Origin of the sequence: Janthinobacterium sp. SUN176, assembly GCF_030587335.1 — a bacterium.
GTDB lineage: Bacteria > Pseudomonadota > Gammaproteobacteria > Burkholderiales > Burkholderiaceae_D > Janthinobacterium > Janthinobacterium kumbetense.
Map to the genome: position 1 here is coordinate 4,041,019 of NZ_JAPWIA010000001.1, position 18,934 is coordinate 4,059,952.

The 18,934-nt window shown below is 63.1% G+C and carries 18 protein-coding genes; 3 read left to right on the top strand and 15 right to left on the bottom strand.

The window, feature by feature from the left end:
- Positions 1 to 76: 76 nt before the first annotated feature.
- Both O3299_RS18255 and O3299_RS18260 read right to left on the bottom strand, forming a co-directional pair.
- Positions 77 to 844, bottom strand: a complete 768-nt coding sequence (locus tag O3299_RS18255; RefSeq protein WP_305062864.1) for a gamma-glutamyl-gamma-aminobutyrate hydrolase family protein — start codon at positions 842 to 844, stop codon at positions 77 to 79.
- Positions 845 to 977: 133 nt separating this feature from the next.
- Positions 978 to 1,100, bottom strand: coding sequence for a hypothetical protein (locus O3299_RS18260; RefSeq protein WP_305062865.1), 123 nt, complete (start codon positions 1,098 to 1,100; stop codon positions 978 to 980).
- A gap of 28 nt (positions 1,101 to 1,128) precedes the next feature.
- Between O3299_RS18260 and O3299_RS18265 the strand changes: the two genes are divergently transcribed.
- On the top strand, positions 1,129 to 2,274 hold the full coding sequence (locus O3299_RS18265) for an MFS transporter (RefSeq protein ID WP_305062866.1): 1,146 nt from the start codon (positions 1,129 to 1,131) through the stop codon (positions 2,272 to 2,274).
- A 6-nt stretch (positions 2,275 to 2,280) separates the two neighbouring features.
- On the opposite strand, the gene O3299_RS18270 is transcribed toward O3299_RS18265, so the two are convergent.
- The 5 genes from O3299_RS18270 to O3299_RS18290 form a co-directional block, all read right to left on the bottom strand.
- A complete protein-coding gene (locus O3299_RS18270; protein ID WP_305062867.1) occupies positions 2,281 to 3,033 on the bottom strand; it encodes a hypothetical protein in 753 nt (250 codons plus the stop codon).
- Positions 3,030 to 3,596: a sigma-70 family RNA polymerase sigma factor gene (locus O3299_RS18275; RefSeq protein WP_305062868.1), complete on the bottom strand. Its 567-nt coding sequence runs from the start codon at positions 3,594 to 3,596 to the stop codon at positions 3,030 to 3,032. Before O3299_RS18275 ends, O3299_RS18270 begins: the two co-directional genes overlap by 4 nt.
- 49 nt (positions 3,597 to 3,645) lie before the next feature.
- Positions 3,646 to 5,526, bottom strand: a complete 1,881-nt coding sequence (locus O3299_RS18280) for a beta-propeller domain-containing protein (RefSeq protein ID WP_305062870.1) — start codon at positions 5,524 to 5,526, stop codon at positions 3,646 to 3,648.
- A gap of 96 nt (positions 5,527 to 5,622) precedes the next feature.
- Positions 5,623 to 6,246: a trimeric intracellular cation channel family protein gene (locus tag O3299_RS18285; RefSeq protein WP_099376350.1), complete on the bottom strand. Its 624-nt coding sequence runs from the start codon at positions 6,244 to 6,246 to the stop codon at positions 5,623 to 5,625.
- A gap of 4 nt (positions 6,247 to 6,250) precedes the next feature.
- Complete coding sequence (locus O3299_RS18290; RefSeq protein WP_305062871.1) at positions 6,251 to 8,713, bottom strand: penicillin-binding protein 1A; 2,463 nt, start codon at positions 8,711 to 8,713, stop codon at positions 6,251 to 6,253.
- 144 nt (positions 8,714 to 8,857) lie between these two features.
- On the opposite strand from O3299_RS18290, the gene O3299_RS18295 reads away from it, so the two are divergent.
- Complete coding sequence (locus O3299_RS18295) at positions 8,858 to 9,745, top strand: HTH-type transcriptional regulator ArgP (protein WP_305054157.1); 888 nt, start codon at positions 8,858 to 8,860, stop codon at positions 9,743 to 9,745.
- Here the strand turns inward: O3299_RS18295 and O3299_RS18300 are convergent, their stop codons facing one another.
- Genes O3299_RS18300 through O3299_RS18315 form a run of 4 tightly spaced genes read right to left on the bottom strand, consistent with a single transcriptional unit; the run spans position 9,746 to position 13,394 of the window.
- The gene (locus O3299_RS18300; RefSeq protein ID WP_305054158.1) at positions 9,746 to 10,618 is read right to left on the bottom strand and encodes an ABC transporter permease; all 873 of its coding nucleotides are present in this window, start codon (positions 10,616 to 10,618) and stop codon (positions 9,746 to 9,748) included.
- Positions 10,615 to 11,460 carry an ABC transporter ATP-binding protein gene (locus O3299_RS18305; protein ID WP_305062872.1) on the bottom strand — a complete coding sequence of 282 codons (846 nt, stop codon included), beginning with the start codon at positions 11,458 to 11,460 and terminating at the stop codon, positions 10,615 to 10,617. Before O3299_RS18305 ends, O3299_RS18300 begins: the two co-directional genes overlap by 4 nt.
- Position 11,461: 1 nt before the next feature.
- Positions 11,462 to 12,475 (bottom strand): ABC transporter substrate-binding protein, encoded by a 1,014-nt coding sequence (locus O3299_RS18310; protein ID WP_370385290.1) that lies wholly within the window; start codon positions 12,473 to 12,475, stop codon positions 11,462 to 11,464.
- A gap of 34 nt (positions 12,476 to 12,509) precedes the next feature.
- Positions 12,510 to 13,394 carry a TauD/TfdA family dioxygenase gene (locus O3299_RS18315; protein ID WP_099666330.1) on the bottom strand — a complete coding sequence of 295 codons (885 nt, stop codon included), beginning with the start codon at positions 13,392 to 13,394 and terminating at the stop codon, positions 12,510 to 12,512.
- 212 nt (positions 13,395 to 13,606) lie between these two features.
- Here O3299_RS18315 and O3299_RS18320 point away from each other — a divergent pair, with 212 nt between their 5' ends.
- A complete protein-coding gene (locus O3299_RS18320; RefSeq protein ID WP_305062873.1) occupies positions 13,607 to 14,092 on the top strand; it encodes a tetratricopeptide repeat protein in 486 nt (161 codons plus the stop codon).
- A 21-nt stretch (positions 14,093 to 14,113) separates the two neighbouring features.
- Here the strand turns inward: O3299_RS18320 and can are convergent, their stop codons facing one another.
- The 4 genes from can to grpE form a co-directional block, all read right to left on the bottom strand.
- Entirely contained in the window at positions 14,114 to 14,785 is a 672-nt protein-coding gene (can, locus tag O3299_RS18325) for a carbonate dehydratase (protein WP_290599984.1), read from the bottom strand.
- 136 nt (positions 14,786 to 14,921) lie between these two features.
- Complete coding sequence (gene dnaJ, locus O3299_RS18330) at positions 14,922 to 16,055, bottom strand: molecular chaperone DnaJ (protein WP_034745985.1); 1,134 nt, start codon at positions 16,053 to 16,055, stop codon at positions 14,922 to 14,924.
- A 163-nt stretch (positions 16,056 to 16,218) separates the two neighbouring features.
- Entirely contained in the window at positions 16,219 to 18,162 is a 1,944-nt protein-coding gene (gene dnaK, locus O3299_RS18335; protein ID WP_070290878.1) for a molecular chaperone DnaK, read from the bottom strand.
- Positions 18,163 to 18,253: 91 nt separating this feature from the next.
- Positions 18,254 to 18,790: a nucleotide exchange factor GrpE gene (gene grpE, locus O3299_RS18340; protein ID WP_251350097.1), complete on the bottom strand. Its 537-nt coding sequence runs from the start codon at positions 18,788 to 18,790 to the stop codon at positions 18,254 to 18,256.
- Positions 18,791 to 18,934 lie beyond the last annotated feature (144 nt).

Genomic DNA, 18,934 nt, shown 5'->3' on the forward strand with positions numbered 1-18,934 from the left:
CCCTCTCGTTGGTCTTGCGCTTTTCCTGATTAAGCGCCGCATGGTGCCGGTGCGGCGCACCTGCCATCCTTGCCTGTTATCTTTCCTTTCTGTGCTGCTGTTCCTGGAAATCGCGGCACGCCTGGCCAAAGGCACCGAATAGCCGCATCGACTGCGGGTTGTCTTCCACCTGCCATTCCGGGTGCCATTGCACGGCCAGCGTAAAACCGGCGGCGCTGGCCACGCTATACGCTTCCACCAGGCCGTCATCGGCCAGGGCTTCCACCAGCAAGCCGTCGGCCAGCCGGGCGACGCCCTGGCCATGCAGGGAATTGACCATCATCTCGCTCTCGCCGCCCAGAAGGCGCGACAGCAGGCCGTCGGGCATCAGCTTGATGCGGTGCGCGGGCGCATACTGGCGCCCCAGGGGATCGAGCACGTTCTCCCGGTGCTCCATCATGCCCGGCACGGCGTGCACGGCCTGGTGCAGGCTGCCGCCAAGGGCCACATTGACTTCCTGGAAGCCGCGGCAGATGGCCAGCAAGGGTAGCTGGCGCGCCAGCGCGGCGCGGATCAGGGGCAAGGTGGTGGCGTCGCGCGCGGGGTCTTGCGGCAGGTCGGGATGCAGGATGTCTTCGCCATACAGGCGCGCGTCGACGTTCGACGCGGAACCGGTCAGCATGACGCCGTCGGCGATGTGCAGCGCCGCTTCCAGGTCCGCATCCGCACCCAGGGCGGGCAGCAGCAGCGGCATGCAGCCGGCGCCGCGCAGCACGGCGTGCAGGTATTTGTCCTGCGCCATGTGCCAGATGTGGCTGCCAAGCTGGCGCTGGCAGGCGGGGACGAGAACGATGGGACGGCGCATAGAGTGCTACCTCGCTGGCGTGACGATCCAATGACAGCCCATGACGGCGCTGCCGCTCGCTTCACTGTACAGCAGAGCCGGCAGGGGCGGCCACACCGATGGCCGTGGCCAGCGGCGGCACACATCGCCTACACTACGGCTTTGCAATATTGCCTTTGTTAAAATCATCATATGCCCGTCCGGCGCCAAATACCAGCGCCACCGGCAAAGTCTTCTTACTTTCCCATGCATCCACACCGTTTTCCAGCCTTTCCAAGTCCCTGTTCCACCCTGCGGGAGCAGCCATGAAGCACATGCCATGGCGCGACTTCTTCGCCCTCGTGGTGAGCATCGGCGTGGTGGGCCTGGGCCTGGGCGCCACCATGCCGCTCACCGCGCTGACCCTGCACCAGCGCGGCGTGGGCACGGACATCATCGGCATGATCACGGCCGTCAGCGCCCTCGGCATCCTGGCCGCCTCGCCATTCGTCTCGCGCTGGGTGGGACGCTTCGGCGCGCGCGCCACCATGCTGGGCGCCGTCTGGGTGGCGTCGCTGGCGACGGTCGCCATGCAGTTCACCGACCATCTGCTGGCGTGGAGTGTGCTGCGTTTCCTGTTCGGCGGCGCCATGGGCGTGCTGTTCACCATCGGCGAGGCGTGGGTGAACCGCCTGGCGCCCGACAATTCGCGGGGACGCGTGGTGGCCATGTACACCACCAGCTTTACCTTTTTCCAGCTGATCGGCCCCGCCCTCTTGGCCCTGTTCAACGACAAGATCAGCTGGAGCTTCGCCGCCTGCGGCCTGCTGTTTTTGCTGGCCGTGCCGGGATTGATGCTGATCTCGAACAGCGGCCCGGAACGCGAACCGGAAGAACACGGCGTGAAGTGGACCTTAATCCTGCCGCGCATGCCGATGATCGTGCTGGGCGCCGCCTTCTTCGCCCTGTTCGACACGCTGGCATTGAGCCTGCTGCCCCTGTACGCGATGGAGCACGGCATCGGCACGGACCTGGCCCTGCTGTCGGCCACCGTGGTGCTGGTGGGCGATACGGGCCTGCAATTCGCGCTGGGATGGATGGCCGACCGCTTCGGCCGCGCCAGGGTGCATGCGGGCTGCGGCGTGGCCGTCTGCCTGCTGCTGCCGCTGCTGCCGTTCGCCGTCGGCACGCCGTGGCTGTGGTGGACCTTGCTGCTGTTGCTGGGCGCGGCAGCGGGCGGCATCTACATGCTGGCGCTGGTGGCGTGCGGCGAGCGTTTTACGGGCCTGTCGCTGACCAGCGCCAGCGCCATCGTCAACGCCACCTGGGGCGTGACCAGCGGCGGCGGACCGCTGCTGACGGGCGTGCTGATGCAATCGGTGGGCGTCAACGCCCTGCCGGCCGTAATGTGGGTGTGCGCCACCATTTTCGTGGGCAGCGCCGTGTGGGAACGCAGGAAGGGGATCGTTTAACTTCCGCTACTTCTTTTCCAGGCGCCGCTGCAATTCCTCGGCCACCGGATAGTCGGGATACGCCTGCCGGAACGCCGTCCACTCCTCGTGCGCCAATGCGCCTTCGCCGGCCTTGAGCAAGGCGTCGATCTTCACCAGCCACACGGAAGCGTCAAGCTTTGCGGGCGGCGGCATCGGCGCGGAGCGGGCCGCGACGGGCGCGGGCTTGGCAAGCGCGCGCTGCATACTGGCCTCGGCCTGCATGGCGGCTTGCGGCTCCATCGCCTGATGCATGTCCGTGGCTGGCGGCGGTGGCGGCGATGCTGCCAGTTCAGCCGTCGGCGCTGACTTGGCTACTGCCATGGCGCGCGGTGCAGGCGCCGGTACCTGCACGGGTGGACTGGAGACGACGGCCTGCGGCACCGGCGCCGCGGCAGGCATCACCTCCTGCGTAACCGGTTCCCCGACCACGGGAAATTGCGCCGGCTTCGAGCCGAACCAGTCCACGCCGATCAGGTTGACCGTCAACAGCACGGCCGCCGCCAGTCCCAGCGGAACGCGCCAGCGCTGCAGGTAGTCCGGTGCTTTCTTGGCGGGCAAGGTGCGCAGCACACCATCGGCGCTGTCGTTCGCGGCCGCCGGCTGCTGCAGGGCTTTTTCAGCGTCCGCCAGAATGGCCGCATCGAGCGCGCTGGAAGGCGCGGGCTGCGGCAAACTGGCCAGCAGCGCGTTCAATTCTTCGTCGTGATGATCTTGATGATCTGTACCGTGCGTATTCATGCCTGTCCTCCCGCGCCAGCGGCGCTGTCCAAGCCCGCGCGCAATTTCTGCATGGCGTAGCGCAGCCGGCTCTTGACGGTTTCCGCTTCCACCCCCGTCACCACGGCGATCTCGAGGATGCTCATGCCGCTGAACTGCTGCAGCACCAGCGCTTCCTTTTGCTCGGCCGGCAGCGCGGCGATGGCCGCATGCAGCAACGCGTGCTGCTGTTTCTGCTCCAGCGATTGCGGCGGCGATGCGCCCTCGTCCGCCAGTTCGCCCGCGTCATCGTGTTCCTGTCCTTCCCGCTGGCGCAGGAGGTCGATCAGGCGGTTGCGCGCGATCTGGTACAGATAGGTGCGAAACGCGGCCTGCGGCTGGTAGCCGGCGCGCGCCGCATGCAGGCTGGCCCACGCATCCTGCACGATCTCGTCCACCCACGCGCGGCGCGGCGCGCGCCAGGCCACGAAGCGGTACAGTCCCTGGCTATGACGCCGATACAATTCGCGAAACGACGGCAGGTCACCGGCGCTATAGCGCAGCATCAGGTCTTCATCCGTCGCGGTAATGAGGGTGTCGGGCATGCGAAACAGTGTAGCCGAACTGCGCGGCAGCGGCAATTTCCCTGCTCCTTCAGCGTAAAGTGGACGCAATGGGCGCATAGCTGATGCGGCGCACTTCGCGGATCTGTCCTTCCTTGAGCGCTCCTTCCACCAATTCATAGCCGAGCAGGGCGAAGACCCGCCCCTGCAGGAACAGAGGCCGCGCATTGCCGTACCAGTCCACGCAGGATGCGCGGCAACCGTCGTCCGGCGTTTGGCCCGGCCGTGCGGCCAGTGCACCGAGCTCCGTCAACTGCAAGCCGCTGTTGCGCAGATAGAGGACGGATGCGGCTGACTTGTTGAGGCCTGGCCGCTCCTCCGCGCCCAGGATGGGCAGTCCGATCATGCCCTCCCCCGCCGCTTGCGGCTTGTAGAAAAAGCCGTGGCTGCGCGATTCGCCCTGCGCCGCGTCGGCGCGGATGTAGCGCGCGGCAATCGCCGCCTGCGCCCCCAGGCGGATGCTGCTGAAATGCAGATCCTTGCCCTGCGCGCCGATCACTACGGCGTCATCGCCCAGCGCTTCGATGCGTTCCACGCCGTGCGGCAGGGACAAGGCTTGCACGCTGCCCCCATCGGCCCAGCGCACGGCATACAGGGGCTGGCGCGGCCAAGCCTGATCCGCCTTGCGGCGTCCGGGATTGCCCGGATTGCCGTACAACAGATACGGTCCCACATAACGGTTCTGCAGCCCGTAGCCGCCGCCACCGGGCAGCGCCTTGTAGCTGCTGGCTGGCGCACTGTCGCGGCCATCGGAAAACGACGCCAATGGCACGCGCAGCAGCGCCATGTCGCCTCGGCCACGCGTGCCATCCCACATGGCGTCGCCCTGGCCTTCTGCGCGCAGCAGGACGTTCAGGTGGCCATCCGCGCTTTCCAGGAACGAGAACTGGTCGACGGGTGCGCCGGCCACCTTCAGGGCGCTGGGCGCCGTGCCATCGAGGGGGATGCGGAACACGCCCGAGTCGCTGCCGCGCCGCGTGGTCCAGACAAAGACGGATTCGCCCGACACATAGAACACGCGCCCCTGCGGTCCCATCACGGCGGTAGCTTCACAGCGCATGTCGCGCTGCGCCAGGTCGCACACGGTGACCGTATGCAGGGTCAGGCCGGCGCCCATCTCGGGGTCTTCGTCGGTGCGGTAGATGCGCGTGGCTGGGGCGATGCGCTTGAAGTCCGATGGTATGGCGTCGGGACGCCAGCGGCGCAGGGCGGGAAAGCCGCCGAACGGGTCGCCACGGCGCAAGTTCAGCGACAGGGGCGAGTAAAACACCAGCTTGCTGCCGATCAAGCGGCTCGCGTAATTGCGCGACGAGTAATAATCGTTGGACCGCAAGTGGTAGGTGGCGCGGTAGGCCAGCTTGCCGTCCGCATCGATGTCGAACAGGCCGATCTCCGTGCCGCCCCGGCTGTAGCTGTAGCCGATCACCACCACCGTGTCTCGATCGATCAGCATTTCGTCATACCAGCTGCCGGAAGGGTCGCTGCCCGGCGCGAACGCGTCGAGCGAGGCGACGGGCTGCAGGGCCTTGCCCCCCACCTGCACGGTGAACAACTTGCCGCGCCGCAGCATCACCAGGTGCTTGCCATGCAGCTTGACGATGCCGCCTTCGTCCACGCCCGCCGTCTGCACATTGGTGACGGATTCCGCCGCTTCTGCCGACGCTGCCGGCGCGGCTTTCGCCACCATCGGCGCAGGCGGTGGCGCCGACATGTACTGCGCCGTGGCGCCCTGCAACTTCTGCTGTTCCCTTTGCTGTGCCGCCTGGCGCGCCTGCAACTGCTGCAGGTAGCTGCTCAAGGCTTGCTCGCTGGAAAACGGCGCCAGGGTCTTGCCTGGCGCCGTGCCGGCGGCGTGGCAGCCCGCCGACAGCAGCAGGGACAGTATCAATGTGATCTTGAGGGCGCTGGACATCGCTTCTTCTCCGGTTGGCTGGGGTGTCCAACATGAAACGCAGCGGCGGAGAAAAAGGGGTTAAATGCGCGTAAAAATATTCAGGAGGCTAGCGCCCTATTCAAATCCGCGAATCCGGTCGCCATTGAAATTCGGCAGGCGCCACTCGAAGTGCAAAGCCAGGAAGCGGAACAGGAAACCGGCGCCGATGGATGCCAGCTGCGCCACCGAGCTGTCGACCTTGAAGTACAGCAGGCCCACGTACAGGCTGCCCGTAAACAGGGCCACGGTGGCATACACTTCGCGCTGCAGCACGAGGGGAATCTGGTTGCACAGGATATCGCGCAGCAGGCCGCCGAAGACGCCCGTGATCATCCCCGCCAGCACGACGATGGCCGGATGCATCTTGGCCGACATGGCGATGTCGCAGCCGATCACGCAAAACGCCACCAGGCCCAGTCCATCGACCAGCAGGAAGACGGCGCGCAGATGGTGCAGGTAGCGCGCGACAAAGGCCGTAACGACGGCCGCGCCGATGGTAAACAGCAGGTACTCGGGATGCGCGATCCAGCCCAGCGGATAGTGCCCCAGCAGCACGTCGCGCACCGTGCCGCCGCCGAGCGCCGTGACGGTGCCGATCATGCAGATGCCGAACAAATCCATGCCGCGCCGCATGCCCATGATGGCGCCGGACATCGCTTCGGCGACAATCGCCACCAGGTAAATCGTATATAACAGCATGCTCTTACTCTTCCGAAAATGATTTGAGAATTTGTTCGCGTTCGCGCGCTTCGCTCAGGGTGCGCGCCTCGTTCGTGCCCGTGCTGGAGCCGCCGTTGCCAGCATCGCCGTGCGCCATGCGCGTATCCGCCCCCAGGCTGCCGCAACTGACGCTGCTGTGGATAAAGGCAAAGTTATCCTTCAGGCAGTCGCCGGCCAGGTATTCGGCATACACGTAATCGCCGTCGAGCAGGGCCAGGCCTGCCGGTTCGGCCAGCACCTGTTCGCGCCGGCCCTGCACGGCCACCTGCATGTAATCACGCCAGACGGGCAGCGCCAGGGTGCCGCCGGTGGCGTTGCCCAGGCTCTTAGGCTGGTCGTAGCCGAGCCAGACGACGGACACGAGGCCCGAGGAATAGCCGGCGAACCAGGCGTCGTACGCGTTATTGGATGTTCCCGTCTTGCCGGCCGCGTCGCCGCGTCCCAGCGCCAGCGCGCCGCGACCCGTGCCGCTCTTGACGACGTCGCGCAGCATGCTGTCCATGACGTAGGCGTTGCGTGTGGATATGACTTGCGTGCCCGGCGCCGGTTCTCCCTTGGCGCGTGGCGCCGCATCGCTGAACAGCACTTCTCCGCTGCGGCTGCGCACTTCCTTGATCAATTTCGGCGGCATCTGCATGCCGCCATTGGCAAACACGGCATACGATTGCGCCAGCTGCAGCGGCGTGACGGCGCCCGCGCCCAGCGCCAGCGGCAAGGAAACGGGATTGCGCGCGCCCTCGAAACCGAAGCGCGTGGCGTAGTGCTGCACATAGCCTGGACCAGCCGCCTGCATCAGGCTGACGGCCACCAGGTTTTTCGAGCGCACGAGGCCCCGCCGCACGCTGATGAAACCTTCATAGTTGTTGCCGTAATTGCGCGGACGCCAGGGCTGCGCGCCCGTTTCCTGCGGCAGCAGCAGGCGCTGCGTATCGTCCACGGCCGTGCCAGGGAAGTATCCCTTTTCCAGCGCCGCCGAGTACACGAAGGGCTTGAAGCTGGAACCGGGCTGGCGGTAAGCCTGCATGGCGTGGTTGTAGTGGTTGCGGTAGAAATCGAAGCCGCCCGCCATGGCGACGATTTCACCGCTGTGCGCCTCGACGGAAATGAGCGCGCCTTCCATCTCGGGCAACTGGCTCACCAGCCAGCGGTTCTTGGCCGCGTCGTACACCACGCGGATCACGCTGCCCTCGACGATGGCGCGCTTGCCATCCCACTGCAGCTTGCCGCCCAGGCGCGCGTCCGATGCCGTCAGCACGATCTCGTCGCCATTGCGCAGCTGCGCCTTGACCTGGCGCGTGCCGCTCGTCTCCACCTTGCGCACCAGCGCGGCGCGCAATTCGCCGCTGTCCGGATAGGCGGCCAACTGGCGCGCCACGCTGTCTTCGGAGGCGGCCAGGCGCGCTTCCGGACCACGGTAGCCGCGCCGTGCCTGCGCATTCAGCAAACCATCGCGCAGCGACTTGTCGGCAGCCCGCTGCGGCGCCATGCGGATGGTCGTCGTCACGTCCAGGCCCATGCTGTAGGCGCCCTCGGGATAGCTTTGCAGGATCAATTGGCGCGCTTCTTCGACCGCATACGCGGCCGCATGCACGGAGCTGTTGCGGTCCTTGTTCAGCGCCAGTTTTTCCGCCACGGCGGCCGTGTATTCGGCCGGCGTGATGTAACCGAGTTCGCGCATGCGCTGCAGGATATAGTGCTGGCGCACGGTCGCGCGCTGCGGATTGGCGACGGGGTTGTAGGCCGATGGAGCCTTCGGCAAGCCGGCCAACATGGCTGCTTCGGCGATGCTGACGTCGGCCAGGGGCTTGTCAAAGTAAATGTTCGAGGCGGCGGAAAAGCCGTAGGAGCGTTCGCCCAGGTAAATCTGGTTCATATACAGCTCCAGCAGCTTGTCCTTGCCATAGTGCTGTTCCAGCTTGTAGGCGAGCAGCATCTCCGTCAGCTTGCGCTGCACGGTCTTGTCGCGCGACAGGAAGAAGTCGCGCGCCACCTGCATGGTGATGGTACTGGCGCCCTGCGCGTGGTGGCCCGTGACGACGTTGGCGAGCGTGGCGCGCGTCAGACCATAGAAATCGACGGCGCCATGCTCGTAGAAACGCGCATCCTCGATGGCCAGCAAGGCCTGGCGCATGCGCAGCGGGATGTCTTTCAACGGCAGGAATTCACGGCGCTCTTCACCGTACTCGGCCAGCAGCTCGCCTTCGCTGGAGAAAATGCGCAGCGGCAGGGCAGGCTTGTACTGCGCCAGGTGCTCGACGGCGGGCAAATCCTGCCACGCCTGGCGCAGCCACCAGCCGCCCGCCAGGGCTGCGGACAAGCCCAGGCCCAGGGTCAGTCCCAGGCCGAATTTCAGCTTGCGCGCCAGCTTGGATGGCGGCTTGCGCGCCGTGGCGCCGTCTTTGCCGCTGTCTTGCGAGCTGTCTTGCGCCGTATCTTGCGTTTCCATATTGTCATTCCTTTGCTGCCAGGAGGCCCCGCGCAGGCGCGCGGCACTCCATCAAAGAAGCATTGTGCACCGCAACACACATATCCTTATAAAAAGTAAGTATTATTTAGTATTGATAAATTTTTCTTATGTTAGGCGCGCACCATGGACCTCAATCCCAAGCACACGGAAGCGTTCCGCGCCGTCGTCGAAACGGGCAGCTTCGAGCAGGCGGCGCTGCGGCTGCACCTGACGTCGCCCGCCATTTCGCAGCGGGTGCGGGCGCTGGAAAGCCAGCTGGGCAACGCGCTGATCGTGCGCAGCCGTCCCGCGCGCGCCACGCGCGTGGGCCAGCGGCTGATGCAGTATCTGAAGCGGGCCAAGCTGCTGGAAGCGGACTTGCAGGCGGAACTGGCGGTGCAGCAGGATGCCCCGCTGACCCTGGTGCTGGCGCTGAACGCGGACTCGATGGGCACCTGGTTCTTCCCTGCCCTGTCCGAAGTGCTGATACGCGAGCGCGTGCTGCTGGACCTGACCGTGGAAGACCAGGACCACACCTACACCTTGCTGGAAACGGGCATGGCGATCGGCTGCATCAGCACGGAGCCCAAGCCCATGCGCGGCTGCACGGCCGAGCCGCTGGGCGTGATGCGCTACTGGCTGGTGGCCACGCCCGCGTTCCGCCAGCAGTGGTTCGCGCACGGGCTGACGCGCAAGGCGGCGCGCACGGCGCCCGTCGTCGCCTACACGCGCAAGGACACACTGCAATCGTCGTTCCTGCAAGAGGCGCTGGGGCTGCCCGAAGGAGCCTATCCCTGCCATTACGTGCCGGGCGCCACCTCGCACTTCAACGCCATCCGCTACGGCCTCGGCTACGGCATGGTGCCCGAGCTGCTGCTGAAAGCGAATACGGATGGCGAGCTGGTCGAAATGCTCACGCCCAAGACCCCGGCCGACGTGGCCCTGTACTGGCACACGTGGAAGGTGCAGTCGCCGCGCCTGGAGCAGCTGTCGCGGCAAATCGTCGCGGCGGCGCGCAGCATGCTGAAATAGCTACCGCTGCATGCCCCAGCGCTTGAGAGTCACACGCTCCAGGCTGCGAAAGCCGATGTTTTCCACCAGCAGACCGATGACGATGACGGCGGCCAGGCCCGCGAACACCTTGTCCGTGTACAGCTCGTTGCGGTTCTGGAAGATGTACCAGCCCAGGCCGCCCTGTCCCGACGTGGTGCCGAATACCAGCTCGGCCGCGATCAGGGTGCGCCAGGCAAACGCCCAGCCGATCTTGAGGCCCGAGACGATGGAGGGCAAGGCGCCGGGCACGAGGATGTGCAGCACCAGGCGCAAGCCACTCAGCCCATAGTTGCGCCCTGCCATGCGCAAGGTCTCGGGCACGCTCTGGAAGCCCGCGTAGGTATTGAGCGCCAGCGGCCACATCACGGAATGGACGATGACAAAGATCAAACTGGCGCGCCCCAGGCCAAACCATAATAAAGCCAGCGGCAACAGGGCAATGGCGGGCAGCGGGTTCAACATGGCCGTCAGGGTTTCCAGCACGTCACGCCCGATGCGGCTGGACACGGCCAGCAAGGTCAGCACGAAGGCGGCCAGCACGCCCACGGCATAGCCCTGCAGCAAGACGACGAGGGACGCGGCCGTACGCGTGAGCAACTCACCGCTGGCGATGCCGCCGATGAATGCCTGCGCCGTCTGCAGAAAACTGGGCAACAATAAATCATTGTGCGTCCAGCGCGCCGCGCCTTCCCACAGCAGGGCCAGGCTGAGCAAAATCAAGGCCTTGCGCCATAGCGCATGCTGGCCCAGGCGCTGCCAGCGCGACAGCGGCCGCTCGACGGTGACGCCGGCCGGCGGCGGCGCCGCATAGACGAATTCCTGGCGGATCGGCGGTTCCAGCAGCGCGCTCATACGGCCTCCCTGTGCGCAGTCTGTGCTGGCGGGACGGCAACGGTTTCCTCATCGAACAGCAAACCATGGATGCGGCTGCTGGCGGCCTGAAATTCCGCGCTGCCGGCGCTGTGCAGGCCGAACTGGTGGCTGTTGAGTTCGGCGCGCACCCGGCCCGGATGCGGTGACAGCAGCAGGATGCGGTTGCCCACGACCAAGGCTTCCTCGATCGAATGCGTGACGAACACGAGGGTAAAACGCAGCTCTTCCCACAAGCGGCTCAGCTCTTCCTGCATCTTGCGCCGCGTCAAGGCGTCGAGGGCGGCAAACGGCTCGTCCATCAACAGCACTTCCGGCTGCATGGCCAGGGCGCGGGCGATGGCTACCCGCTGTTTCATGCCGCCCGACAAGGTATGCGGATGGGCATCCTCGAAACCGGCCAGGCCCACCTTGGCGATCCAGTGATGGGCGCGCTCGCGGGCCGCCACCTTGTCCAGCCGCTTGCTGGCGAGCAAGGGGAACATGACGTTTTCCAGCACCGTTTTCCATGGCGGCAACTGGTCGAATTCCTGGAATACGACGACACGGTCCGGCCCCGGTTTCTGGATGGGCTGATCCTGCATGGCGATGCTGCCCGCGCGCGGCGCGATGAAGCCGGCCACGGCTTTCAGCAAGGACGATTTGCCGCAGCCGGATGGCCCCAGCAGCACAAAACGGTCGCCGCGGAATACGTCGAAACTGACGTCATGCGTGGCGCGCACGGTGCGCTGTTCGGTCTGATATTCCAGGCTGACATGCTTGACGCTGAGCAAAGGCTGTAAGGCGACTGGCGGACGTACCAGGTGAAAAGCGGGTGCGTTCATGTCAGCCTCCTTGCGTGATGGCAGGGTCGTCAAAGAAGTAATCGCGCCAGCTGTCGGGCAGGTTGCGGATGGCGTTCACGCGGTGCAAAAATTGCGCCAGGCCATGGGTATTTTGCGGCGCGATCTTGAATTGCACTTGCGGATTCGCAAAGATTTTCAGCAACAGGTTGCGGTCTACCTTGCTCTTGTTGACCTTGATATAGATGTCGGCCGCGCCTTGCGGATTGCTGCTCGCATACTGCGCCGCTTCCGCCAGGGCGGCGATGAAGGCGCGGTAAGTCTTCGGATTGTCCTTGCGGTACTTTTCCGTCGCATACAGCAGGGTCGACGAGCTGGGTCCGCCTTGCACGTCGTACGAGTTCAGGATGATGTGAGCATTCGGGTTTTGCGCCAGTTCCTGTTCCTGGAACGGCGAATTGCCGAAGTGGCCCGTCAGCTCCGTGCCGCCGGCGATGATGGCGGCCGCCGCGTCCGGGTGCGGCAGGGTTTGCGTGATTTTATCGAGGCGGGCGAATTCCTTGTCGCCCCACTGCTTCGCCACTGCCATTTGCAAGATGCGCGCCTGCACGGAGACGGACACGGCGGGCAAGGCGATGCGGTCCTTGTCCGTCAAGTCCGCCAGGGTTTTCACCTTGGGGTTGTTGCTGATCAAATAGTAGGGAAAATTACCGAGCGAAGCCACGCCGCGCACGTTCTGCCTTCCCTTGGTGCGGTCCCAGATGGTCAGCAGCGGCCCCAGCCCAGCCCCCGCGATATCGATATTGCCGGACAACAAAGCGTCATTGATGGCCGGCCCGCCGGACAGGGTGATCCACTCGACCTTGACATCGACGCCCTGCTGCTTGCCATGCTTTTCAATCAGCTTTTGTTCCTGCGCAATATTGAGCAGCAAGAAGGTGATGCCATGCTGGCCCGCGATGCGGATCTGCCCTTCAGCCCGTGCCATGGGCATGGCCATGCACAGGAGGGCGATGGCGGCGAGCAGGCGGCGGGCAAAGCTAAAGATCGGCAACATGGACACTCCTTGAGTCAGATCAACAATCAAAAAATCAGTAAGGCGCATCGCCTTCGATGGTGGTGCGATACAGCTTGCGGCGCTGGTCGGGCGGGCAGCCCGTCGCCAGGTGCATCAGCGAGCGGTTGTCCCAGAACACCAGGTCGTGCGGCTGCCAGCGGTGCACATATAAATGCTCCGGGCGCACGCTGTGGGCAAACAGTTCATCGAGCAGGGCGCGGCTTTCATCGTCGGGCAAGCCGACGATGCGCGTGGTGAAGTGTTCGCTGACAAACAGGGCGCGGCGGCCCGTTTCCGGGTGCACGCGCACGACGGGGTGCGTCACGGGTTTGACTTCATCGACCTGCGCCTGGGTCAGGGCGGGCCGCCATGGGTTGCGGCGGCGCAATTCCTCGTACTGGCTCAGGTAGCTATGCTCGGCACGGGCGCCGCGCACGGCGTGGCGCAGCGCGGCCGGCAAGCTTTCCCAGGCCAGGTGCATATTCGCAAACACGGTATCGCCTCCGTCCTGCGGCAACTCTTGCGCGTGCAACATGGAACCGAGGCTGGGCACTTCCTTGTACGACAGGTCGGAATGCCAGAAATGGCCCGCGTCGCCCAGGCCGATGGGCTGGCCATCCTCGACGATGTTCGAGATGATCAGCACTTCTGGCTGCGTGGGCAGCTGGAACTGGCGCAGCACGTGGATTTGCAGGGGGCCGAAGCGGCGGCTGAAATCGACTTGCTGCTGCGGCGTGATGCGCTGGTCGCGGAACACCAGCACGTGATGGTCGAGATGGGCGTGGTGCAGGCGCTGGAAATCGCCCAGCGACAGCGGCTGCGCCAGGTCCAGCCCCAGCACTTGCGCGCCGAGCGGCGCATCGAAAGTCTCGATACGGAACGGGCTGGAAGAAAACGCGGGTTTCAGGACGGCCGACATGGGAACTCGACTAGAGTCAGGGGAAGTCCACTGTATGCCGGCCAGCCTTGCTTGCAAACGAAGCATTTACTATATGGATATGCGCGGCGCGTTGCGCCACGCTGCAACAGCGGCTGTCACGAATTGGCACAGCAGTACCGGCGTTGCCCGGGCATGGCGCTAGCACGAAACTTGCTTATCTACCAAGCTTTAACCCTAGCCCCGGGAAAGCCATGCCCATCTACGCCCTGCTGCTCGCCTTGTTGTTGACTGTTCCCGTCCATGCCCAGGATAGCCAGGGTGAAAGTGATCTCAGCTACAAAGCCTATGTGCACAGCGACAAGCGCATCAAGTGTTTGTACGGCTATGCGGCCGACAAGACGGGCGACCATGCGGCCGCCGTCGCCATCTTTGAAGATTGCATCCGGCGCTGGAACGATGTGTATTCGATGATTTGGCTGGCCCAGCTGTATGAAACCGGCATCGGTGTGACCAAGGACCTGGCGCAGGCGACGGCGCTGATGCGGCGCGGCGCGCATACGAATGATGACGCCGCCTATGCGCGGCTGGCGCGCTACCACTATGGCGTGGCGCTGGCCGAAGGCCGGGGCACGCCGCAGGACATTCCCCAGGCCAAGACCTGGCTGCGCCAGGCGGCGCAAGAGGGCGTGCGGGAGGCGGCCGACTACCTGGGCCGCCTGGAAGGCGCGGCACCTTAGCGCCGCGCCAGCATTGCTGGCTTACGCCGTCGCTTCGTAGCGGGCCAGGCGGGCCGCCATGCGCGGCGCCAGCTCGTGGCCGGCCGTGACGGTCACTTCCAGGTCGTTCAGCAAGCCATCCTTCAAGCCATAGACCCAGCCATGGACGCTGAGTTCCTGGCCGCGTTCCCACGCATCTTGCACGATGGTGGTCTGGCACACGTTCAAGACTTGTTCCACCACGTTCAGCTCGCACAGGCGGTCGCCGCGCTGGCGGCTGGTCAGCACGTCGCCCAGGTAGCGCTCATGCTTCTGGCCCACGTCCTGGACGTGGCGCAGCCAGTTGTCGACCAGGCCGATGCGCGTGCCCGTCATGGCAGCATGCACGCCCTTGCAGCCGTAATGGCCGACGATGATGACATGTTTGACTTTCAGCACGTCCACGGCAAATTGCAGGACGGACAGGCAATTGAGGTCGGAATGCACGACCACATTGGCAATATTACGGTGCACAAACACATCGCCAGGCGCCATGCCCAGCAGTTCGTTGGCGGGCACGCGGCTGTCGGAGCAGCCGATCCACAGGTATTCGGGCGACGTTTGCGCTTCCAGATTCTTGAAGAAGTTCGGGTCTTTCGCCACCATCGAGTCGGCCCAGCGGCGGTTACGCTGCAGCAGTTCCGCCAGGGCCAGGCCATTTTTCGGTTCGGTCATATCGCTCCCATTGTGTGCGTACGACTGAGTTGGCGGCAGATCGCGCCCATAGGCCGGCGATGCGCGCACATTTCTCAGTCGTGGTGAAAAAAACGCCGGGATGTTTCAGCATCCCGGCGCATGGTATTACGTGTGCTTACTCAAAAAAATCCTTGACCTTGTCTTTCCAGGTCTTGCTTTGCGGACTGTGCTTGGCACCGCCCTCGGTCGTCGACTTTTCAAAGTCGCGCAGCAGGTCTTTCTGTTTTTCCGTCAATTTCACCGGCGTTTCGATGGCCACGTGGCAGAACAGGTCGCCCGCGTAACCGGAGCGCACGCCCTTGATGCCCTTGCCTTTCAAGCGGAAGGTCTTGCCCGACTGGGTACCTTCGGGAATCGTGAACGACACTTTGCCGTTCAGGGTAGGCACTTCGATTTCGCCGCCCAGGGCCGCCTTGGTGAACGAAATCGGCATTTCGCAATGCAGGTCGTCGCCTTCGCGCTGGAACACGGCGTGCGGCTTGATGTGGATTTCCACATACAGGTCGCCCGACGGACCGCCATTCGTGCCCGGTTCGCCGTTGCCGGACGAACGGATACGCATGCCGTTGTCGATACCGACTGGAATTTTCACTTCCAGGGTCTTGTTGCGCTTGATGCGACCGGCGCCGCCGCATGGCGTGCACGGGTCAGTGATGACCTTGCCGCTACCATGGCATTTCGGGCAGGTTTGCTGGATGCTGAAGAAACCTTGCTGCATGCGCACCTGGCCGTGGCCACCGCACGTACCGCAGGTGGTGGGCGAGGTGCCCGGCTTGGCGCCGCTGCCGTGGCAAGTGTCGCACTTATCCCAGCTCGGCACGCGGATGGTCGTGTCGAAGCCGTGAGCAGCTTGCTCCAGTGTAATTTCCAGGTTGTAGCGCAAGTCGGCGCCACGGTACACCTGTGGACCCGCATTGCGGCTGCGTCCACCGCCACCGCCAAAGATGTCGCCGAAGATATCGCCGAAGCTGTCGGCAAAGCCGCCAGCACCGCCGCCGAAGCCGCCACCGCCGCCCATGTTCGGATCCACGCCAGCGTGCCCGTAACGGTCATACGCATCGCGCTTTTCCGGATTGGTCAGCATCTCGTAGGCTTCTTTGACTTCCTTAAACTTTTCTTCCGATTCCTTGCTATCCGGATTGCGGTCCGGATGGTATTTCATCGCCAGTTTACGGTAAGACTTTTTGATCTCTTCTTCCGAAGCATTTTTTGCGACACCGAGTGTCTCGTAAAAATCACGCTTTGCCATGTTGTCGGCACCTTGCAGTCTATCTACTGATGTAAAAATTACACGAAAAAGCCGAGTCGAGTGCTGCGCTAGGCGCAGCGACTCGGCTCGGCCGGTCTTCGCGGCTAATCCCGCGATGTAGCGTTCAGCCCGGCTACCCCCAGTTCATGGGAGCGCAAGACAATTACTTGCTGTCTTTGACTTCTTTGAAGTCAGCGTCAACAACGTCGTCTTGCTTGGCGCCTGCGTCCGATGCGCCAGCAGCTTGCTGTGCACCTTCCGCGCCGCCGGCAGCTTGCTGCGCTTGCATGTCGGCATACATTTTTTCGCCCAGTTTCTGCGATGCGCTCGACAGTGCTTCCACCTTGGCGTCGATCTCAGCCTTGTCGCCCGCCTTGATGCTTGCTTCCAGGTCGGTGATCGCCGCTTCGATCTTCTCTTTCTCGCCCGCATCCAGCTTGTCGCCGTATTCGGTCAAGGATTTCCGGGTCGAGTGTACCAGAGCATCGGCCTGGTTGCGCGACTCGGCCAATTCTTTGACCTTCTTGTCTTCTTCCGCGTTCAACTCGGCGTCTTTCACCATCTTCTGGATTTCCGCCTCGGTCAAGCCGGAATTGGCCTTGATCGTGATCTTGTTTTCCTTGCCGGTGGCCTTGTCTTTCGCGCCGACATGCAAGATGCCGTTGGCGTCGATGTCGAAGGTCACTTCGATCTGTGGCGTGCCGCGCGATGCTGGCGGGATGCCTTCCAGATTGAATTCGCCCAGACCCTTGTTGCCGGCGGCGATTTCGCGCTCACCCTGGAAGACCTTGATGGTCACCGCAGGCTGGTTGTCGTCGGCCGTCGAGAAGACCTGGCTGAACTTGGTCGGAATCGTCGTGTTTTTGTGGATCATCTTGGTCATCACGCCGCCCAGGGTTTCGATACCCAGGGACAGAGGGGTGACGTCCAGCAACAGCAAATCCTTGCGTTCGCCCGACAGGACCGAACCTTGAATCGCTGCGCCCACGGCGACGGCTTCGTCCGGGTTCACGTCCTTGCGTGGATCCTTGCCGAAGAATTCCTTCACTTTTTCCTGCACCTTCGGCATACGCGTCATACCGCCGACCAGGATGATGTCATCGATGTCCGACACTTTCACGCCAGCATCTTTGATGGCGGTACGGCATGGTTCCATCGTGGCCGTGATCAGCTCTTCCACCAAGGACTCCAGCTTGGCACGGGTCATCTTCAGGTTCAAGTGGACCGGTGCGCCGTTCGCCATGGCGATGTACGGCTCGTTGATCTCGGTTTGTTGCGACGACGACAATTCGATCTTCGCGCGCTCGGCCGAAGCCTTGATGCGCTGCAGGGCGATCGGATCTTTTTTCAGGTCGATGCCGTTGATCTTCTTGAACTCGTCGATGATGTAATCGATGACGCGCTGGTCGAAGTCTTCGCCGCCCAGGAAGGTGTCGCCGTTGGTCGACAGCACTTCAAATTGTTTCTCACCATCAACATCTGCGATTTCGATGATCGACACGTCGAACGTACCGCCACCCAAGTCATACACGGCGATTTTACGGTCGCCTTTTTCGGTCTTGTCCAGGCCGAACGCCAGCGCTGCCGCGGTTGGCTCGTTGATGATGCGCTTGACGTCCAGGCCAGCGATACGGCCGGCATCCTTGGTAGCTTGACGCTGCGAATCGTTGAAGTACGCAGGCACGGTGATGACGGCTTCGGTGACTTCTTCACCGAGGTAGTCTTCTGCCGTTTTCTTCATCTTGCGCAGGACTTCAGCCGAAATTTGCGGCGGCGCCAGTTTTTTGTCGCGTACGCCGATCCATGCATCGCCGTTGTCGGCTTTCATGATTTGGTACGGCATCAGCGCGATGTCTTTTTGCACTTCTTTTTCGTCGAACTTGCGACCGATCAAACGCTTGACTGCGTACAGCGTGTTTTTCGGATTGGTCACGGCCTGGCGTTTCGCTGGCGCGCCGACGAGAATTTCGCCATCTTCTTGATAAGCAATAATCGACGGCGTCGTGCGTGCGCCTTCAGCGTTTTCGATTACCTTTGGTTGACCGTTTTCCATGATGGAAACGCAGGAATTCGTGGTTCCCAGATCGATACCGATAATTCTACCCATGATTTTTTTCCTTTTATTTGCTAGATTTCAGATGGTTCTTATATGTGGCAAAGCGGCATGGTTTCAAGGCTTGCTTGATGCCGCACTCTGATTATTTTGCTTGCGCGGTCGTTACAATGGCTGGACGCAGCAGGCGGTCCGCAATCATATAGCCCTTTTGCAGGACTGACACGATGGTATTGGCTTCCTGGTCCGCTGGCACCACGGCAACAGCCTGGTGTTTCATCGGATCGAGCTTCTCGCCCTGCACCGGCAACACTTCCACCAGGCGGTTGCGCTCGAACGCGGCGTTCAGTTGCTTCAGGGTCATCTCGACACCTTCTTTCAGCGAGTCGATGGTCGGTGTTTCCACCGTCAGCGCCGTTTCCAGGCTGTCTTTCACCGGCACCATGGCTTCGGCAAAGCTTTCCACTGCAAATTTATGCGCTTTAGCAACATCTTCCTGCGCGCGGCGGCGGATATTTTCGCCATCGGCCTTGGCACGCATGAAGGCATCGTGCATCTCTGCAAGACGCGCTTCGGTACTCGCCAGCTGCTCTTCCAAAGTAGGCTCTGCGGGAGTCGATGGGGCAGTCGCCGCGGCGTCCGCTTGCGGATTAGGTACAGCTTGGTTTTCCTGATCTTGCATCTGAAAAGCTCCTACAATCAATGACTTAAATGAGTTAGTCTAACTATCTTTACAACACTAACGGGCAGATGGGGCTATATCCTATTGTTTCAAGGGGTATGCATGGCAAAACCGGAATTACAGCGATCCATGTTACAGCTTATT